The 17,087-nt window shown below is 70.5% G+C and carries 17 protein-coding genes, 1 tRNA gene and 1 pseudogene; 4 read left to right on the top strand and 15 right to left on the bottom strand.

What is annotated here, in order from left to right:
* The first annotated feature begins 58 nt into the window (after positions 1–58).
* Positions 59–1,597, top strand: coding sequence for a hypothetical protein (locus tag FN821_RS08055; protein ID WP_131171653.1), 1,539 nt, complete (start codon positions 59–61; stop codon positions 1,595–1,597).
* Complete coding sequence (locus FN821_RS08050) at positions 1,597–2,169, top strand: TetR/AcrR family transcriptional regulator (RefSeq protein ID WP_165489263.1); 573 nt, start codon at positions 1,597–1,599, stop codon at positions 2,167–2,169. The genes FN821_RS08055 and FN821_RS08050 overlap by 1 nt, the downstream gene beginning before the upstream one ends.
* Before the next feature lie 45 nt (positions 2,170–2,214).
* Here the strand turns inward: FN821_RS08050 and FN821_RS08045 are convergent.
* The 6 genes and pseudogenes from FN821_RS08045 to rph form a co-directional block, all read right to left on the bottom strand.
* Positions 2,215–2,296 (bottom strand) — tRNA-Leu (locus tag FN821_RS08045).
* A 13-nt stretch (positions 2,297–2,309) separates the two neighbouring features.
* Positions 2,310–3,644 carry a DNA polymerase IV gene (locus FN821_RS08040; protein WP_131171651.1) on the bottom strand — a complete coding sequence of 445 codons (1,335 nt, stop codon included), beginning with the start codon at positions 3,642–3,644 and terminating at the stop codon, positions 2,310–2,312.
* A gap of 135 nt (positions 3,645–3,779) precedes the next feature.
* Positions 3,780–4,283, bottom strand: coding sequence for a dihydrofolate reductase (locus FN821_RS08035; protein ID WP_131171650.1), 504 nt, complete (start codon positions 4,281–4,283; stop codon positions 3,780–3,782).
* Entirely contained in the window at positions 4,280–5,104 is an 825-nt protein-coding gene (locus FN821_RS14475; RefSeq protein WP_241660122.1) for a thymidylate synthase, read from the bottom strand. The genes FN821_RS08035 and FN821_RS14475 overlap by 4 nt, the downstream gene beginning before the upstream one ends.
* Positions 5,105–5,125: 21 nt before the next feature.
* Positions 5,126–5,716 (bottom strand): annotated as a pseudogene (gene rdgB, locus FN821_RS14670) (RdgB/HAM1 family non-canonical purine NTP pyrophosphatase); the annotation flags it as partial.
* A 2-nt stretch (positions 5,717–5,718) separates the two neighbouring features.
* Complete coding sequence (gene rph / locus FN821_RS08025) at positions 5,719–6,441, bottom strand: ribonuclease PH (protein ID WP_131171648.1); 723 nt, start codon at positions 6,439–6,441, stop codon at positions 5,719–5,721.
* A gap of 93 nt (positions 6,442–6,534) precedes the next feature.
* On the opposite strand from rph, the gene FN821_RS14250 reads away from it, so the two are divergent.
* Entirely contained in the window at positions 6,535–6,672 is a 138-nt protein-coding gene (locus FN821_RS14250) for a hypothetical protein (RefSeq protein ID WP_165489262.1), read from the top strand.
* Positions 6,673–6,681: 9 nt separating this feature from the next.
* On the opposite strand, the gene murI is transcribed toward FN821_RS14250, so the two are convergent.
* The 7 genes from murI to glpA all read right to left on the bottom strand — a co-directional run bounded on the left by murI (position 6,682) and on the right by glpA (position 14,242).
* On the bottom strand, positions 6,682–7,497 hold the full coding sequence (murI, locus tag FN821_RS08020) for a glutamate racemase (protein ID WP_131171647.1): 816 nt from the start codon (positions 7,495–7,497) through the stop codon (positions 6,682–6,684).
* Between the two features lie 21 nt (positions 7,498–7,518).
* Positions 7,519–7,818, bottom strand: a complete 300-nt coding sequence (locus FN821_RS08015; protein ID WP_131171646.1) for a FeoC-like transcriptional regulator — start codon at positions 7,816–7,818, stop codon at positions 7,519–7,521.
* A complete protein-coding gene (feoB, locus tag FN821_RS08010) occupies positions 7,815–9,767 on the bottom strand; it encodes a ferrous iron transport protein B (protein WP_131171645.1) in 1,953 nt (650 codons plus the stop codon). The genes FN821_RS08015 and feoB overlap by 4 nt, the downstream gene beginning before the upstream one ends.
* Before the next feature lie 9 nt (positions 9,768–9,776).
* A complete protein-coding gene (locus tag FN821_RS08005) occupies positions 9,777–10,001 on the bottom strand; it encodes a FeoA domain-containing protein (RefSeq protein WP_131171644.1) in 225 nt (74 codons plus the stop codon).
* A gap of 172 nt (positions 10,002–10,173) precedes the next feature.
* Complete coding sequence (locus tag FN821_RS08000; protein ID WP_131171643.1) at positions 10,174–11,439, bottom strand: anaerobic glycerol-3-phosphate dehydrogenase subunit C; 1,266 nt, start codon at positions 11,437–11,439, stop codon at positions 10,174–10,176.
* Positions 11,436–12,677: a glycerol-3-phosphate dehydrogenase subunit GlpB gene (gene glpB, locus FN821_RS07995; protein ID WP_131171642.1), complete on the bottom strand. Its 1,242-nt coding sequence runs from the start codon at positions 12,675–12,677 to the stop codon at positions 11,436–11,438. The genes FN821_RS08000 and glpB overlap by 4 nt, the downstream gene beginning before the upstream one ends.
* Entirely contained in the window at positions 12,674–14,242 is a 1,569-nt protein-coding gene (gene glpA, locus FN821_RS07990) for an anaerobic glycerol-3-phosphate dehydrogenase subunit GlpA (protein WP_131171715.1), read from the bottom strand. The genes glpB and glpA overlap by 4 nt, the downstream gene beginning before the upstream one ends.
* A gap of 121 nt (positions 14,243–14,363) precedes the next feature.
* Between glpA and glpK the strand changes: the two genes are divergently transcribed.
* The gene (gene glpK, locus FN821_RS07985; RefSeq protein WP_131171641.1) at positions 14,364–15,884 is read left to right on the top strand and encodes a glycerol kinase GlpK; all 1,521 of its coding nucleotides are present in this window, start codon (positions 14,364–14,366) and stop codon (positions 15,882–15,884) included.
* A 333-nt stretch (positions 15,885–16,217) separates the two neighbouring features.
* On the opposite strand, the gene FN821_RS07980 is transcribed toward glpK, so the two are convergent.
* Both FN821_RS07980 and clpS read right to left on the bottom strand, forming a co-directional pair.
* Positions 16,218–16,775, bottom strand: a complete 558-nt coding sequence (locus tag FN821_RS07980) for a DUF2017 family protein (RefSeq protein WP_131171640.1) — start codon at positions 16,773–16,775, stop codon at positions 16,218–16,220.
* On the bottom strand, positions 16,772–17,038 hold the full coding sequence (clpS, locus tag FN821_RS07975; protein ID WP_241660121.1) for an ATP-dependent Clp protease adapter ClpS: 267 nt from the start codon (positions 17,036–17,038) through the stop codon (positions 16,772–16,774). Before clpS ends, FN821_RS07980 begins: the two co-directional genes overlap by 4 nt.
* Positions 17,039–17,087 lie beyond the last annotated feature (49 nt).

The following is a 17,087-nucleotide window of genomic DNA, read 5'->3' as shown; positions in this document are numbered from 1 at the left end:
TCAGGTCGTGGCTCGAACCGGCAAATAGGACATCTTCCCGATCACCGGCACGGCCACGATGGCGGTCGGCTTCGCGATCCTTGCGAACATCACACTCGACAAGCCGCTGGCCTACCTGCTGGTCGCCATGTTCGTGGTCGGGCTCGGACTCGGCCAGCTCATGCAGACCCTGACGATGGCCGTCCAGGCGGCCGCCCCGGCTGCGGACATCGGCGTCGCCACCAGCTCGGCGACCTTCTTCCGCCAGATCGGCGGCACCCTGGGAACGGCGATCATGCTGTCGATGCTGTTCAGCTCCCTGCCTGCCAACATCTCGACGTCGCTGACCGACAAGGCGACGATCACCGCCGCTTTGGACGCCGCCCTGGATCCCGCGGTCGCCACCGCCCCGGCGAACCGGGCGATCATGGCCAAGATGTGGACGCCGGTCACCACCAAGATCACCGACAAGATCGACACGAGCCTCTCGGACGCCACCGATCAGGTGAAGACCCAGGTCGAGGCGGCTGTCCGCCAACAGGTGTCGACGATCGTCCATGCCAAGGCCGCCGAGGGCACCGGCAAGTTGGCCGACGGACTCGATTCTCTCGGCGCCGGGCTCAACCAGCTCAGCACCGGCACCGGCGCGTTCGTCAGCGGCGTCGGCAAGATCGGCGGCGGCACAGCCGGGGCCTCCGCCATCGCCAACGCGAGCGGCCAGCTGTCCAGCGGCCTCACCAAGCTGTCCGCGGCCGAGCAGACGGCAGCGTCCACCACACAGAAGTCCACGACCGACTACGCGGCCCTGGCGTCCGCCATGAAGACCCTCGGCGCCGACCAGCAGGCCTGCACGGACGGCGACAGCGCCGCGTGCGGACGCCTCGCATCCGACAACACGTCGGTCCAGGGCGCGATGACGGCCCTGGCCACCAGCGTCTACACGACCAGCGGCTACCTCAACGGTGGGTCAGGGAAGCCCGGCCTGGCCACGGGGCTGGCGCAGGCGGCGTCCGGAAGTACCAAGCTGTCGTCCGGGCTGACGCAGCTCGCCAGTGGGGCCCAACAGCTCGCGACCGGCGCGAACACAGCGGCCAGCAAGGGAAGCCTGCTGACGTCCGGGACGCGGAAGGCGGCGTCCGGAACGACCGCTATCGCCGACGGCGCGCACAAGCTGTCGGCCGTCGACGCCCAGATCGAGGACGCCGTCGCCAAGGCCCTTCCGGACGCCGAGGCCAAGGCCCTGCAGAAGGTCGCCGGCGAGAAGCACTTCACCGTCGTCGACGGACGCCTCGCGATCGATTACGCCGACCCGGTGCAGCGGCAGGCGATCATCGACTCGATCGTGCCCGGCCTGATCTCGGCCATCCGGGACGGCTCGTCCGACCAGGTGCAGACCGACACGTCGTCCAGCAACACGTCCTTCCTGACCGGCGCCGATCCGCGCCTGACCAAGCCTTTCCTCTCGGCGTTCAACACCTCGGTGGTGTCGCTGTACTGGACGGCGCTCACCGTCATGCTGTTCGCCTTCGTGATCACCCTGTTCTACCGGGTGCCTCCGCTGCGCACGCGCTCGGCGCTGGAGGAGAAGACGGCCGCCGCCGAGGGGATGCTCGGATGATGGCCGTGCGGCCGGCCGAGCCCGGACTGCGGGAGCGGAAGAAGGCCGCCACCCGCCAGGCGATCCACGAGGCCGCGCTGCGGTTGGGTGCCGACGGCGGCATCGCCGGAGTGACGGTGGAGGAGATCTGCGCGGTGGTCGACATCGCCCCGCGCACCTTCTTCAACTACTACCCGAGCAAGGCCGCCGCCGTATTCGACCTGCGCACCGAGGAGATCCTCGCCGAGGCGCTGGAGGTCTTCACTTCGGCGTCCGGGAACATCCTCGAGGACGCCTGCGACCTGGTCGCCCCGTACATCTCGCTGCCGGCCGACCTCAGGCGGATCAAGGACGCCCTCGGCTTCCAGCCCGAGCTGCGCCACGAGCTCTTGCTGCAGCTGATGTGCCTGATCAAGCCCCTGTTCCTGGCCTTCGAAAGGCGGACGGGGGACGCCCACTCGGCCCGCGTCGCGATGGGACTGCTGCTGGCCGCCGTGAACACGGCGATGGCCCGGAGCGACGTGGAGGCGACGCCGCTGGCGCAGCGACTGCGCGTCGAACTGAACGCCATGCGGGCGCTGCTGCCGGACTGACGGACGCCTCCCCTGGCTCCGGGGTCGGACAGGGAGGACAAACGGTGCCGGAGAAGAGACTCGAACTCTCACGCCCTGGGGGCACCAGAACCTAAATCTGGCGTGTCTGCCATTCCACCACTCCGGCCGTCCGGACGAGTCTAGGGGCTGGCGTCCGTCGGCTCGTCAGCGGGACGCAAGGCAGGGTCGTCCAGGGCCAAGGTGCGGACCGGTCCGGGGCCGGTGTCCGCCGTCTCGAACCGAACCGTCACCCGGCCCAGGCCCGAGCCCCACACCCAGCCCGGACCCATGGTCTCGTGGACCACGTCCGCACCCGGCGCGTACCCCAGACGCCGATCCCGGACGCCGGCCGTCGCCGGGGCCTGCGCGGCGGCCGAGGTCTCCTCCACGACGACGCCCACGGCGTCCGGCTCGAAGAGGGCCTCCTGGGCGACCTCGGTGAAGGACGCCACCCCGACTCCCAGCAGCCGGACGCCTTCGGACAGGTCGAGTCCGAAGACCAGCGACCGGGCCTGTCGCGCGATCACCTCGGGGCGGTCGGTCGAGCCGTCCAGCGTCTGCGACCGGGTGAAGGTCGTGAAGTCGGGGAGGCGCACCTTCACCGTGATCGTCCGGGCGAACAGGCGTGCCTTGGCGAGCCGCTCGCTCAACGTGACCGCGTCTCGCTCGATCAACGCCGCCAGCTGGGTGCGGTCGCGGACGTCGTGCTCGAAGGTGTCCTCGACGGAGATCGACTTGGTCTCGCGCTCGGCCTGGACCGCCCGGTCGTCGCGAGCGAACGCCAGCCGGTGCAGCCCCTCGCCGGACGCCTTCCCCAGCTCGCGGACCAGCTCGCGCTCGCTCAGCGCCTGGACGTCCGCCACGGTCTTGACGCCGAGGCGTCCGAGTCGCTCCATCGTCGCTGGCCCGACCCCGGGGATAGCCCGCGCCGGCAGCGGACGGATCGTGGCCTCCTCCGTGCCGGGCTCGATCAGCCTCAGGCCGTTCGGCTTGGCCAGCTCGGACGCCACCTTTGCCATGAACTTGCTGGACCCAAGCCCCACGGACGCCGTCAGCCCCGAAGTCTGAGCCTCGACGTCCTCGCGAAGCGTGGTCGCCACCGCCGCCAGATCGCCGGACGCCAGCGAGCGGCCGTCCACGGCCAGGTCGACGAAGGCCTCGTCCAGGCTCAACGGCTCGACCAGCGGCGACAGTCGTCGCAACAGACCCATGACGATCCCGGACGCCTCGCGGTAGGCCCCGAACCGTCCGGTCAGAAAGGCGGCGTGCGGACACAGCCGCCGCGCCTCGTGCATCGGCATGGCGGAGCCGACCCCGAACCTGCGCGCCTCGTAGGACGCCGTCGACACGACCCCGCGGTGGCCCAGCCCACCCACGATCACCGGCTTGCCCCGGAGCGACGGCTTGTCGCGCTGCTCGACCGCCGCGAAAAAGGCGTCCAGGTCGAGGTGGAGGATCGAGGCAGTGGATCTCATCGCGTCCAGTGTCGCACTGGAGGCTACTGCGCTCAGCACCGCGACCTTCGGTCAGGTGGACTGCGGGTCGATGCCGAAGCAGGGGTCGGTGACCATGTCAGCCGGCGCGTCCCAGGTCGTGCTCAGCTACACGATCTACGACTGCTCACCTCTGGTCGCCAACTGTCCGTAGCCGACGAAGTCGAACGGCCCGAGCGGCTCGCGGCGAGTCTCGACCCAGCGCGTGGGATCGATCTCGGGGAACGTGACGTGGCCGGACGCCTCCGCGTGCACCTCGGTCAGATCCAGCTCGGTCAGCCGCGGCCAGGCTTGTCGGTAGATCTCACCGCCACCTGCGACGTAGACCACGTCGTCCAGGGACGCCGCCAGGTCGAGGGCGGCGTCCACCGAGGCGACAGCGTAGGCGTCCACCCCGTCGGGGATCTCGACCGTCTCCGGACGCCGCGTGACGATGATCGTCGTGCGGCCCGGCAGGAAGCGCCCGATGGCGTCGTGCGTGCGGCGTCCCATGATCATGGGATGACCCAGGGTGACGCGCTTGTAGCGGGCCCAGTCCTCGGCGAACTCGAACGGCTGCTTCTCGCCGTCGCCCAGGACGCCGTTGGCTGCGACGATCGCGATGGCGATGAAGGAGGTCATACCGCGATCGGGGCCTTGATGCCGGGGTGGTGGGAGTACCCAATCACCTCGATGTCGTCCAGGGTGAAGGCGTCGATCTCGGTGACGGCCGGGTTGAGGCGTAGCGTCGGCAGCGTCGGGAACGGCGTCCTCGACAGTTGCTCGTACGCCTGGTCGACGTGGTTCACGTACAGGTGGGCATCGCCCAGGGTGTGCACCAACTCCCCTACCTGGAGCCCGCAGACTTGGGCCATCAGGTGCGTCAGCAACGCATAACTGGCGATATTGAACGGGACGCCGAGGAACACGTCCGCCGAGCGCTGGTAGAGGTGGCACGACAGCTTGCCGTCGGCGACGTAGAACTGGAAGAACGCATGGCAGGGCGGCAGGGCCATCTTGTCGAGCTCGCCCACGTTCCAGGCCGAGACGATCAGGCGACGGCTATCTGGATTGGTCTTGAGCTGGTCGATCACCTGGTTGATCTGGTCGATGGTGCGGCCGTCCGCGGCACCCCAGGACCGCCACTGATGGCCGTAGATCGGGCCCAGGTCGCCGTTGGCGTCGGCCCACTCGTCCCAGATCGTGATCTTGTTCTCGTGGAGCCAGCCCACGTTCGTGTCGCCGCGCAGGAACCACAGCAGCTCGCCGAAGACGCTGCGCACGTGCACCCGCTTCGTCGTCAGCAGGGGGAAGCCCTCGGCGAGGTCGAAGCGCATCTGGTGCCCGAACACCGACAGCGTGCCGGTGCCGGTGCGGTCGTCCTTGCGGACGCCTTCGGCCAGGATCCTGTCCAGCAGATCCAGATACTCGTCATCGGCCGCGTTGGACGAGGCGCCGTCCAGCGGCTCCTCGCCGGCGTTGAGGGCCCTGATGACGTCGACCATCGCCCGGACGGCCTGGCCGCGGTGGCTGATGGCGTCCTTCTCCTCCGCCGAGAGTTCGCCGTTGGTGCGGGTTTCGCCCTCCGCGACGAAAGCCGGGTCGTAACCGAACCCGTTGCTGCCGCGCGGCTCGCGCGCGAGGCGTCCAGGCATGCGACCGAAGGTCTGCCAGTGCTTCCCGTCGGGCAGGACCAGCGCCACCGCGCACACGAAGGACGCATCGCGGTCGTCGTCCGCCACATCGGCCAGCTGGTGCACCACCAGCGCCAAGTTCGCCTGATCGGACGCCTTCGGCCCCGACCACCGTGCCGACAGCACCCCCGGCATGCCGTTCAGGGCGTCCACCTCGAGCCCGGAGTCGTCCGCGAGCGCCGGCAGGCCGGTCGCCGCCACGCAGGCGCGCGCCTTCAGCAGGGCGTTGCCGGCGAAGTCGGGCTCGGTCTCGGCGGGCTCCGGGTAGGCCGCAACGTCGTCCAGCCCGAGCACCTCGACCTCTAGCCCGGACGCCTCGAACGTGCGCCGCAGCTCGACCAACTTCTTCGCGTTGCGGGTCGCGAGGACGACCTTGTCGATCTTCATCGCCCGAGCGCCTCGTTCTGCAGGCGGGTCAGCTCGGCGCAGCCGGCCAGGCCCAGGTCGAGCAGGCTGTTCAGGACGTCGCGGTCGAACGGCTCGCCCTCGGCGGTGCCCTGCACCTCGACGAACCGGCCCTCGCCGGTGCAGACGATGTTCATGTCGACCTCGGCGCGGCTGTCCTCCTCGTAGGGCAAGTCCAGCATGGGGACGCCGTCGATCACGCCGACCGAGATGGCCGCCACCGAGCCCAGCAGCGGCTCGCCCGCGAGCGCGCCCCGGGAGCGGAGCCAGTTCACGGCGTCCGCCAGCGCGACGTAGGCGCCGGTGATGGACGCCGTCCGCGTCCCGCCGTCGGCCTGCAGCACGTCGCAGTCGATGACGATCGTGTTCTCGCCGAGGGCTTTGTAGTCGATGACGGCCCGCAGTGAGCGGCCGATCAGTCGAGAGATCTCGTGGGTGCGGCCGCCGATGCGACCCTTCACCGACTCGCGGTCGCTGCGCGTGTTCGTCGAGCGCGGGAGCATCGCGTACTCCGACGTCACCCAGCCCAGCCCCGAGCCCTTACGCCAGCGCGGGACGCCCTCGGTCACCGACGCGGCCACCAGGACCCGCGTCTTGCCGAACTCGACCAGCACCGAGCCCTCCGCGTGATCGAGCCAGTTGCGGGTGATCGTGACCGGCCGAAGCTGGTCGGGGGCGCGTCCGTCGAGTCGTGAAGCCATGAGCGGTACCCTACCGGCGGCGTCCGACACGACTTGATCCTAGATACCCCCCTGGGTATATTTTCGGCGGAACCTGAGCGAAGGAGAACGACGATGTGCCGTCCCGTGAAGTGCGTGACCTGCGGCAAGACCACCTGGGCCGGCTGCGGCGCGCACGTCGAGCAGGTCAAGGCCATGGTGCCGGCCAACGACTGGTGCGGCGGACACCAGCCGCAGTCCCCCGCCAAGTAGGCGGCGGCCCTAGCCGCGCGAGACGGCGACGACCTGCTCGACGCCGTCCACGAAGCCGCCCGTCAGGCGGCGTCCGATGCCTTCGAACCGCTCCGGATTGCCCGTCGTCAGAAACGTCCTGGACGCCTCCCGCGCCTGGGCGTGCACCAGATCGAGGTCCGTGAGGGTGTGGAAAACCTCCTTGGCGCACTCCTCGGCCGAGCTGACCAGCGTCACCTCTTGCCCGAGCACGTAGGCGATCACGCCCGTCAGCAGCGGGTAATGCGTGCAGCCGAGGATCAGGGTGTCGATCCCCTGCTCGCGCAAGCCTGCTAGGTAGCCCTCGGCCACGCCGAGCAGCTCGGGGCCGCCGGTGATCCCACGCTCGACGTACTCCACGAAGAGCGGGCACGGCTGTGTCAGCAGTTCCACACCCGGAACCGCCGCCACCGCGTCGTCATAGCTGCGGCTCGTCGCCGTGGCCTCGGTGCAGATCACGCCGATGCGTCCGGTCTTGCTGACCTTCACCGCGCGCCGGGCCGCGGGCAGGATCACCTCGATCACCGGCACGTCGTAGCGCTCCCGGGCGTCCCGCAGCACCGCGGACGAGGCCGAATTGCACGCGATGACCAGCGCCTTCACCCCGGACTCGTAGAGGTGATCGAGGCACTCGAGCGCGTATTCGCGAACCTCCGGAATGGTCTTGTCGCCGTAGGGGGCGCGGGCCGTATCGCCGAGATAGACGATGTCCTCGTTCGGCAGCTGGTCCCAGACCGCTCGCGCGACCGTCAGGCCGCCGAAGCCCGAGTCGAAGATCCCGATGGGCAAATCGATGGACGCCGTCACGGCCGAGCAGTCTACGTCGCCTCAAGCGGTCGCCGGGCGGCGCAGCGTCAGCGCGACCAACGCCGGCCCGTGGCGTCCGGACGACGGGCCTGGCGCGCCGCACCCGGCGGTCCCCTCGGTCGTCCCGCTGGCGCACCCGCCGCAGCCACCGGACGGGCAGCCCATCGCCAGCTCGCGGGCGTCGAGGCGTCCGAGCCGGATCAGGTGGTCGACGCTGGCGTCGACGACGTCCCGACTGAGACCGGTGGACGCCTGCACCTCGGCCAGGCTGGACGCGCCCGCCTCGAAGGCGTCCAGGACGCGCGTCAGCGGTCCGCTCACAGCAGGCTCGCCACGTTGAACACGGCAACAGCCGCCAGCCAAGCGACCGTGAGGTTGATGAGGACGCCAAACAGCGTCCAGCGCAGGCCGATCTCGCGCTTCTGCGCGGCCAGGGTGGCCACGCAGGGCGTGTAGGCCAGCACGAAGACGAGGAACGCCGCCACCGCCGCGAGCGTGTGCCCGCCGGACGCCGCCGCGAACGAGTTCGTCAGGTGGACGCCGAGGTCGCCGGGATCGCCCTCGGCGATCGCGTACGTCTGCGCCCACGAGGTGAGCACGGCCTCCTTGGCGACGAAGCCGACGACCAGCGCGGACACCAGCTCCCAGGAGCCGAATCCGGCCGGGGCGAAGATCGGCGCCACGAACCGTGCCATGGCGGCGTACAGCGAGCCCTCGATCGGCACCTCACCGAAGGCGCCCGGCCCGGCTGGAATGGACTGCAGCAGCCACACCGCGCACACGGTGGCGACGATGATGCCGGACGCGGTCTTGAGGAAGCCCTTCAGGCGCGTCCAGGTGACGGTGGCGGTGATCGCGAGCGTCGGGCGCTGGTAGGGCGGCAGGTCCAGGATCAGGGGCTCGTCGCCCATGGTCCGCCACAACGTGTGTCGCAGGGCCAGGCCGACCAGGATGACGAACACGATCGACGTCACGTAGAGCGCGAACACCACGGTGCCGGCGTTGCGGCCGAAGAACGTGGTGGCCAGCAGCATGTAGACCGTCAGGCGGGCGCTGCAGGACGTGAACGGCACGAGCAGCGCGGTCAGCGTGCGCTGGCGCGGGTTCGACAGGATGCGCGTCGCGCTGACGGCGGGCACGTTGCAGCCGAAGCCCACGACCAGCGGCAGGAACGCCTTGCCGGGCAGGCCGATCGCTCGCATGAGGCGGTCGGTCACGACCGCGGCGCGGGCCATGTAGCCGGAGTCCTCCAGCAGGGCGAGCAGCACGAACATGATCGCCATCAGCGGCACGAACGTCAGCAGCATGCCGACGCCCGCGATGAGCCCGTTGACCAGCAGTCCCTCGACCCAGGTGCCACCGAGGCCCAGCGCGGCCAGACCGGCGCGCGCGGCGTCCGACACGGGGCCGGAGAAGAAGCCGTCCAGGGCGTCCTGAAGGGGGGCGGCGACCGTCGTCGTCGCCTGGAACACCAGCCACATCACGCCCAGGAAGACGATCGGCCCTCCGATCGAGTGGGTGGCGACGCGGTCGATGCGGTCGCTCCAGTCGACGCGGGCGCGTCCGGAGTCGTGCGTCGCCGACGACGCGGCGGCGTCGATGAAGGCGAAGCGCTCGTCCTCGCGGGCGAGTTCATCGGACGCCTCTGGTCGCGTCCGCGGCGCCGGGACGCCGTCCGCCAGGCTGGTGGCCACGGCGTCCCCGAGGCGATCGAGTCCACGCCGGCGGCGCGGATCCAGCGGCACGACCGGGCAGCCGAGGGACGCCGCGAGGGCGTCCGCGTCGACGGTCACGCCGCGCGCGGCGGCGACATCGTTCATCGACAAGGCGACAACGCAGCGCAGGTTGAGTTCGCGGACCTGGGTGACGAGGTAGAGCGAGCGGGCGAGGTGGGCGGCGTCCGCGAGGACGACGACCAAGTCCGGACGCCCCGGCCCGTCGGTCACCAGCAGATCACGCGTGAGCGCCTCATCCGGGCTGATCGGGTCGAGGCTGTACGCCCCCGGCAGGTCGATGAGGTCGAGGGCCACACCGTTGGCCTTCCAGGGGCCGCGGGCGATCTCGACCGACGTCCCGGGCCAGTTGCCGGTGTGCGAGCGCAGGCCGGTCAGTCCGTTGAAGAGCGTCGACTTCCCAGAGTTAGGCGCGCCGACGAGGGCGACCACGGGGGTGCCGGCGGGCGAGGCCACGTCCGGGACGACGCAGCACTCGCGCTCAAGGTCGAGGCCCGGCAGGTGCCGATGCTCGCTGGTGTCGATGTTGGAGGTCATCATCACCGCTCAGGCGGCGGCTTCCACCGTCAGGCCGCCGAGCAGGGCGGAGCCCAGGGCAACCCGCGCTCCGGCCACCGCGACGACGCGCGCACCGCCGGCGAGCCGTTGCACGAGGCGCAACTGGGCGCCTTGCCGCAGGCCGAGGGACGACAGGCGACGGGTCTGCGCAGGCTCCAGGCTGGACCCGGTCAGGACCAGGGTCTGGTGAAGCGGTGCCTGCGTCAACGTCATGAGGTAAGGCTAACCTAACTGTGTCGCGTCCGCAGGACATCCTCCCGATCAGCGGAACACCGTTTCGCTCCACGGGGACGCCGGGCGACGCACCTCAGGCATAGCTGATGCTCTGCAACACCTGCTCGACCAGAGCCCGCTCGACCCCGAGGGACGGACCCTCGGGGTGCGGTCAGCCCAGCCCTGGGAGCCGTCCGAGCCCGTACGCCTGGTGGACCAGCTGGATCGGGTGGACCGTCTTGACCCCGGTCGACTTCGCGATCTGCCAGCGGCAGGTCTCCGTGTCGCAGGCCGCGAGGCCCTCGTTCAGCTCCAGCACCAGGTCGAACAGCGGCTTGCCCACCGCTTGGGCGATCTCGTACTTCTCCTTCTTCAGGCCGTACGTGCCGGCGATCCCGCAGCAGACCGCGTTCGACTCGACGACCTCCAGCTCGGGGATGAGGCGCAGCAGATCGGCCGCGGGCATGCCCATCCCCTGGCTGCGCACCTGGCACGGCTGGTGGTACGGCACCCGCAGCGGGATCGGCGCGAAATCGGTCGGCAACTCCCCCGCGTCGTAGAGCTCCATCAGGAACTCGGAGATGTCGCGCGTGCGGCGTCCGACGTCGGCGAGATCGGGATCGTCCAGCCCGAGGATCTCGTGGGCCTCGTGCTTGAGCATGCCGCCGCAGCTACCGGCGACCGAGACGACCGGCGCGGCCGTGCCGGGCGCGCGCAGCTGCCCGACGAGTTTGAGCACGGCGTCGGACGCCTGCGCAAAGAGTCCGTTGCTCTGCTCGGCAAGACCACAGCAGCCCTGCTCGGGGACGATGACCTCGAAGCCGAGGTGCTCGAGGACTTCGATCGCCGCCTTGGCGGCCTCGGTCTCGAAGAACGCGCCGGCGCACCCGTGGAAGAAGATCACGGGTCCGCGGGTCGGCGCCTTGGTCGGCGCCGGACGCTTCTTGAGCCAGCCGCGCAGCGTCTGGCCGTGCGCGGTCGGCATCGGGGCGGACGCCGCCACGCCGACCGCCAGCTCCATCACCCTGCGCGCCGCCGAGTTGCCGAGGACGGCGTTGGCGACGGGGGCCAGCGGGGTCATCGCGCGGCCCATCAGCGTGGTCTGGGTGATGAGTCGATCGCGCACGGGGATGCCGTGCTCCGCCTTCATCACCGCGCGCGCCAGCGAGTTGAGCTCGGCCACCTTGACGCCTTGGGGGCAGACCACCGAGCACGTCCCGCAGCTGGAGCAGTAGTCGACCGAGTGGTCCACCGACTCGCCGTCGCGGAAGCGTTCCGCCTGCGGCCCCACGAACTTGGGCCCCGAGAACAGCGGCGTGACCGCCGAGACCGGGCAACTCTGCTCGCAGATCGTGCACTTCACGCAGTGGTCCAGGGTGGCGCGGTTGAGCTCGTTGTTGAGCCTTTCGCGCAGACGCTTGGCCTCGTCCTTGCTCATGCCGCACCTCCGATGATCGCGTCCGCCGCCCGGACGGCCGTCGCGACGGCGATGCCGTCGCCCGACTTCTCCCGCCAGCGCTCCGCACCGGCGATGAGCCCCCCGGCCGCGTACAGGTTGGCGTAGACGGCGGCTTCGCCGTCGACCGGACGCCCCGCGGCGTCGGTCCGGACGCCCACCTGGAACAGTCGGTGCGGGGCCCAGAAGTCCGGCCCGACGAGGTCGGGCGAGCTGGACGCCGTGAGCGGCAGCCCGAAGAGTCGCTCCGCGATGGTGCCGTAGCTGTCCACGGCCAGAGCGCCGCTCTCGAAGCCTCCGGGGGCGTACACGACGTGGGCGGCAGCCAGCTCGCGCGGACCGCCCGCGGCAGCGACGGTGACCGAGCGGAGGCGTCCGTCCTTCGCCTGAAAGCCCGTCACCAGGCTGCCTTGGACGTGCCGCACGCCGGCCGCCCGCAGGCGGCCTAGCAGCGCCTCGTACAGCCGGATGCCCGGAACGGAGGGCGGCTGCAGCGGCACTTCGGCGACCGGACGCCCCACGCGGGCGCTGACCTGTCGCCAGACCCCCAGGCGCCGCAGGCCGAGGACCGCCGGGAGCAGAACCACGTCGCACTCCCCCGCCACCGCAGCGACGGCGGCCGCGAAGGCATCGGCGAAGGCCACGTCGTCGAGGGCGCGCGCGTAGGTAAGGCCGGACGCGTCCGCCTCGCCGGGGCGCGCGGGCAGGTCGATCCAGGCGGGGTGCGCTTCGATGGCGCCGCCGTCGGGCGCAGGCGTCCGGGCGAGGTTGCCGGCGACGAGTTCGGGCGAGAAGTCCTTCAGCTGGCGGACGCCGACGACGACGTAGCGCCTGCCACCGACCACCGCGCCCTCGACCATCGACGGCTGGGCCAGGCAGGTGGGGCGGATCGACCCCAGCGCGGTCGGCAGGTGCAGGTTGACGCCTGGGTCGCCGACCAGGAGTTCGGGGCCCAGCTCGTCGCGCAGCCAAGCGGCGGACGCCGCGACGGCGTCCGGGCCGATGCCGCTGTACGGGTGGTCCGAGGCGACCGCGCGGACGGCGTCCAGCGGTGCGAACACCCGATCGGGCGCGTACCCGAGGATGTCGATCGTGCCCTGCGAGAGCCCCAGGCCCCCGGCGCCCTTGGCGACCAGGGTGACGGGGCGTCCGGCCTGGGCGAGGCGAAGGGCCGCGCAGAGCCCCGCGAGCCCCGCCCCGATGACGATGTCTCGGCTCATCGGACGACCTCCTCTGCAGGCTCGGGCAGGTGCTCGATATCGAACGTGCCGGAGTAGATCCAGTGGTCGATCGCGGTCTGCCGGACCTGGTCGCCGTGCAGGATCGGCCACAGCCCGATCCAGCGGTTCCTCAAGAACAGCCGCAGCAGCCCCGACGCGCGCTCGGCATCCACGGCCTGTTCGGTCACCGCGACTCCGGCCGCGCGCGAGGCGCAGAAGCCGCCCTGACAAGGCCCCATGCCCAGCCGGAGCTGGCGCCGCAGGTCGTCGAGGGTGGACAGCGGCTGCGCGTCCAGCAGGTCGGTGAACATCGAGCGGCTCATCAGCTCGCACTCGCAGATGATCTGGTCGTCGAGCCGATCCGCCTCCCGATCGGCGAGGCGGTGCGTGATCGTGTAGTGCTTGGCGTCGCCGTCGTAGGGGATCTCTTCGGACGCCGTCCGGCACGCGCGCGACTCGCCGAGCTGGTCGCACATCGCGTCCACGATGTGCTCGGCCATCAACCGATACGTCGTCAGCTTGCCCCCGCCGATCGTGAGCAGGCCCTGGACGCCGTCGCGGGCCAGGTGGTCGACGACCGCCATGCCGCGGCTCATGTGCCGGGTGTCGTCGGACGCGACCCGGTCGTCCTTGATCAGCGGACGCGAGCCCGCCCAGGCATGCACGGCGCGGGCCTGCCGGAACCCCGGGATGAGCTCCTCGCCGGCGTCCAGCATCTGCTGGACCTCGGCGGCCGGAATGGGCAGGTGGTCAGGATCGGACTCCTTGACGTCCGTCGTCCCGATCACCGAGACCGTGTGCACTGGCACCAGGATGTCGCCGTCGGCCGGATAGATCAGCCGGTTGACCACGGTGTTCACCAAGCGGTGGTTCATCGCGATCATGATCCCGCGGCCGGGCACGACCGGCACGGGCGGCAGCCCGGTCAGCTCGGTGATCTGGCCGGCCCACGGTCCGGCGCAGTTCAGGACGAACCGGCACTCGATGAGGACGTCCTCGTCGCGGCGCTGATCGTGGCAGCGCACGACCCGGACGGCTCCGTCGGCGACTTCGATGTTCGTGACCGGGTGGTACGTGAGCACCTGGGCCCCGTACGCCTTCGCCGAGTTCACCGCGCCCCACACCAGCTGCCAGCCGTCGACGGACGCGTCCTCGACCTCGATCGCCCGGACGATGCCCGGGTTCAGTCGGGGCTCGCGCCTCAGGGCCTCGCGAACCGAGATCTCCCGCGCCGGCACGCCGGTTGCCCGCGCGCCGGCCAGGAAGCGGTCGCCGTAGTCGGGATCATCGCCGGGCACGGCCACGAACAGCCCGCCCGTCCGCTCGATCGCCGGCGCCTGGATGCGGCTCAGGATCGCGTTCTCGGACGCGCACTCGGACGCAGACCCCGGATCGCTCACGACGTAGCGTCCCCCCGAGTGCAGGAGCCCGTGGAAGCGTCCCGTGGTGCCCTGGCCCAGGTCGGATCGGTCGACGAGCACGGCCGAGAACCCGCGCATCGCGGCGTCCCTCACGACGCCGGCGCCCGTCGATCCGCCCCCGATCACCACGACGTCGGCCGTCAACCTTCGTGCCACGCTCGCCTCCCTTCCGCGTCCACACTAGGACGGACGCCCGGTTCGTGCACGGGGATGACAGCGGCGGGCGGACGCGCCACGCTAGAGCATCCGACGAAAGGACGCCGCCGTGGCCGATCAGCGCTTCATCTTGGCCATCGACCAGGGCACCACGAGCACGCGTGCCATCGTCTTCGACCATGCCGGACGCCCCGTCGCGACCGGCCAGAAGGAGCACGCTCAGATCTTTCCGAGGGCCGGCTGGGTCGAACACGATCCGCTGGAGATCTGGGCCAACACGCGCGAGGTCGTCGGCGAGGCACTCGCCAAGGCCGACATCAACCGCCACGCGCTCGCGGCGGTGGGCATCACCAACCAGCGCGAGACCGCGGTCGTCTGGGACGCCGCAACGGGCGTCCCCGTCTACAACGCCATCGTCTGGCAGGACACCCGCACCCACCAGTTGGTGGCCGACCTGGGCGGCGCGGACGGCCCCGACAAGTACAAGGCCCGCGTCGGGCTCCCCCTCGCGACCTACTTCAGCGGCCCCAAGGTGCGATGGATCCTCGACAACGTCGACGGCGCCCGCGCCCGAGCGGAGGCCGGCGAGTTGCTCATGGGCACCATCGACACCTGGGTCATCTGGAATCTGACCGGCGGGCCGGACGGTGGCGTCCACGTGACCGACGTCACCAACGCGTCCCGGACGATGCTGATGGACCTCAAGACCCTCGCCTGGGATCCCGAGATCGCCGCCGACATGGGTATCCCGATCTCGATGCTCCCGACCATCACCTCCTCGGCCGAGGTCTACGGCTACGGAGCCAAGGACGGACTGCTCATCGACACCCCCATCGCCGGCAATCTGGGCGACCAGCACGCCGCGACCTTCGGCCAGGCCTGCTTCGAGAAGGGGATGGCCAAGAACACCTACGGCACCGGCTGCTTCATGCTGATGAACACCGGCACCGAGCCCGTCCCGAGCAAGCACGGGCTGCTCACCACGGTGTGCTACCAGATCGGGGACACCGCCCCGGTGTACGCGTTGGAAGGCTCGATCGCCGTCACCGGTTCGCTGATCCAGTGGCTGCGCGACAACCTGCAGCTGGTCGACTCGGCGGCCGACGTCGAGGCCCTAGCGGCGTCCGTCGACGACAACGGCGGGGCCTACTTCGTGCCCGCCTTCTCGGGCCTGTTCGCGCCCTACTGGCGCGGCGACGCTCGCGGCGCACTGGTGGGTCTCACCCGCTACGTCAACCGCGCCCACATCGCCCGGGCCGCCCTGGAGGCGTCCGCCTACCAGACGCGGGAGGTTCTGGACGCGATGGAGGCCGACTCGGGCGTCCGGCTGATCGAGCTGAGGGTGGACGGCGGCATGACGGCCAACGAGCTGCTGATGCAGTTCCAGGCGGACCAGTTGGGGGTCGAGGTCGTGCGTCCGGTCGTCGCCGAGACGACCGCGCTCGGGGCCGCGTACGCCGCGGGCATCGCGGTGGGCTTCTGGGCCGGCGAGGCGGACGTCGTGGCCAACTGGGCCGCCGGCAAGCGCTGGACGCCGACCATGGACGCCGCCGAGCGAGATCGCCTCTACCGCAGCTGGAAGAAGGCCGTCACCAAGACCTTCGACTGGGTGGACACCGACGTCACCTGACGCGTCCCGCCAGCCAAGCTATGAACCCGCGCGTCCAGCCCAACGACGAGCGGGCACGACAGCGCCGAACGCTCACCGCCGAGGCAAACGCTCAGCTCCAGACGTAAGCACGTGCCACGAAGGTGAGCGAAGGTGAGTCAGGAGGCCCGTGAACTCGGACGCCCTAACTCGAAGGCGCCACGAATCCGTTCGGGGGAGAACTCCCCATGGAGCGGATGCTCTCCGGTCGTGACAACAATCGCTCACCCCCGGGAGAAACGCCCACGTCCCTCGATCAGCATGTGCCGTAAAGGTCAGCGTTTGCCGATCCGGCGCGTCCAGGCCAGCAGCGACTCAGGCGCTGGCGTCCAGCAAGGACTCCAGAACGAACCCCAGCCAGTCGTAGATGTCCAGGATGTGCGTGCGCGGATCGCGCGCCGACAGGCCCTGCAGGGCGTCGAGGCTGTCGGCGTCCGTGATGCCGAGCCGCACGGACAGGCTGAGCCGCAGGGCGTTGATCGTCTTCACCCAGGCCTCGAAGTCGTCGTCGGCCAGCCGCAGCGGCTCGGCGCCGTCGGCCGTCGCCGCGAGATCGCTGAGCACCACGGACGCTTCGTCGAGTCGCGTCCGGCGGGCATCGTCCTCGGTGAACCGCCGAAAGTCCCGGTCGCGCTCGTCGGTGTAGGCCGCCGGGAAGAGCCGCTCGATCAGGGGGTCGTCGTGGTCGAGCTCCACCTGCGTGGCGCTCGCCGCGGCGAGCCGCTCGAAGGCGTCCAATCCGGCCGGCGGCTGGCCGGAATCCGGGCCGCCCAGGATGTCCTGCAGCTGCTCGACCAGTGAGGCGAGCAGGGCGACCTCGAACTCCTCAAGCTCGGCTTCGAGGTGGTCGCCCACACGACGGAAGGCCCTCATTCGCTCGGTTCCAGGGTCGCCCACAGCCCGTAGCCGTGCATCGCCGAGACGGCGCGCTCCATCGCCTCACGCGAACCCGAAGCAACCACCGAGCGGCCCTCCGAGTGCACCTGCATCATCAGGCGTTCGGCCTTGTCGCGCGGGTAACCGAAGTAGGTCTTGAAGACGTGCGTGACGTACGACATCAGGTTCACAGGGTCGTCCCAGACGATGCAGACCCACTCCTTCAGGCCCTGCACGACCTCGGCGGGTCGGTCGGCGATCGCCGTGCCGGCCCCCGGCTGCGCGGGGCTGGATGGGTTCGTCACGCCA

It is taken from the genome of Propioniciclava tarda (assembly GCF_900182665.1).
GTDB classification, from domain to species: domain Bacteria; phylum Actinomycetota; class Actinomycetes; order Propionibacteriales; family Propionibacteriaceae; genus Propioniciclava; species Propioniciclava tarda.
The sequence above is the reverse complement of the archived record's forward strand: the minus strand, read 5'-3'. Positions and strand labels throughout refer to the sequence as shown.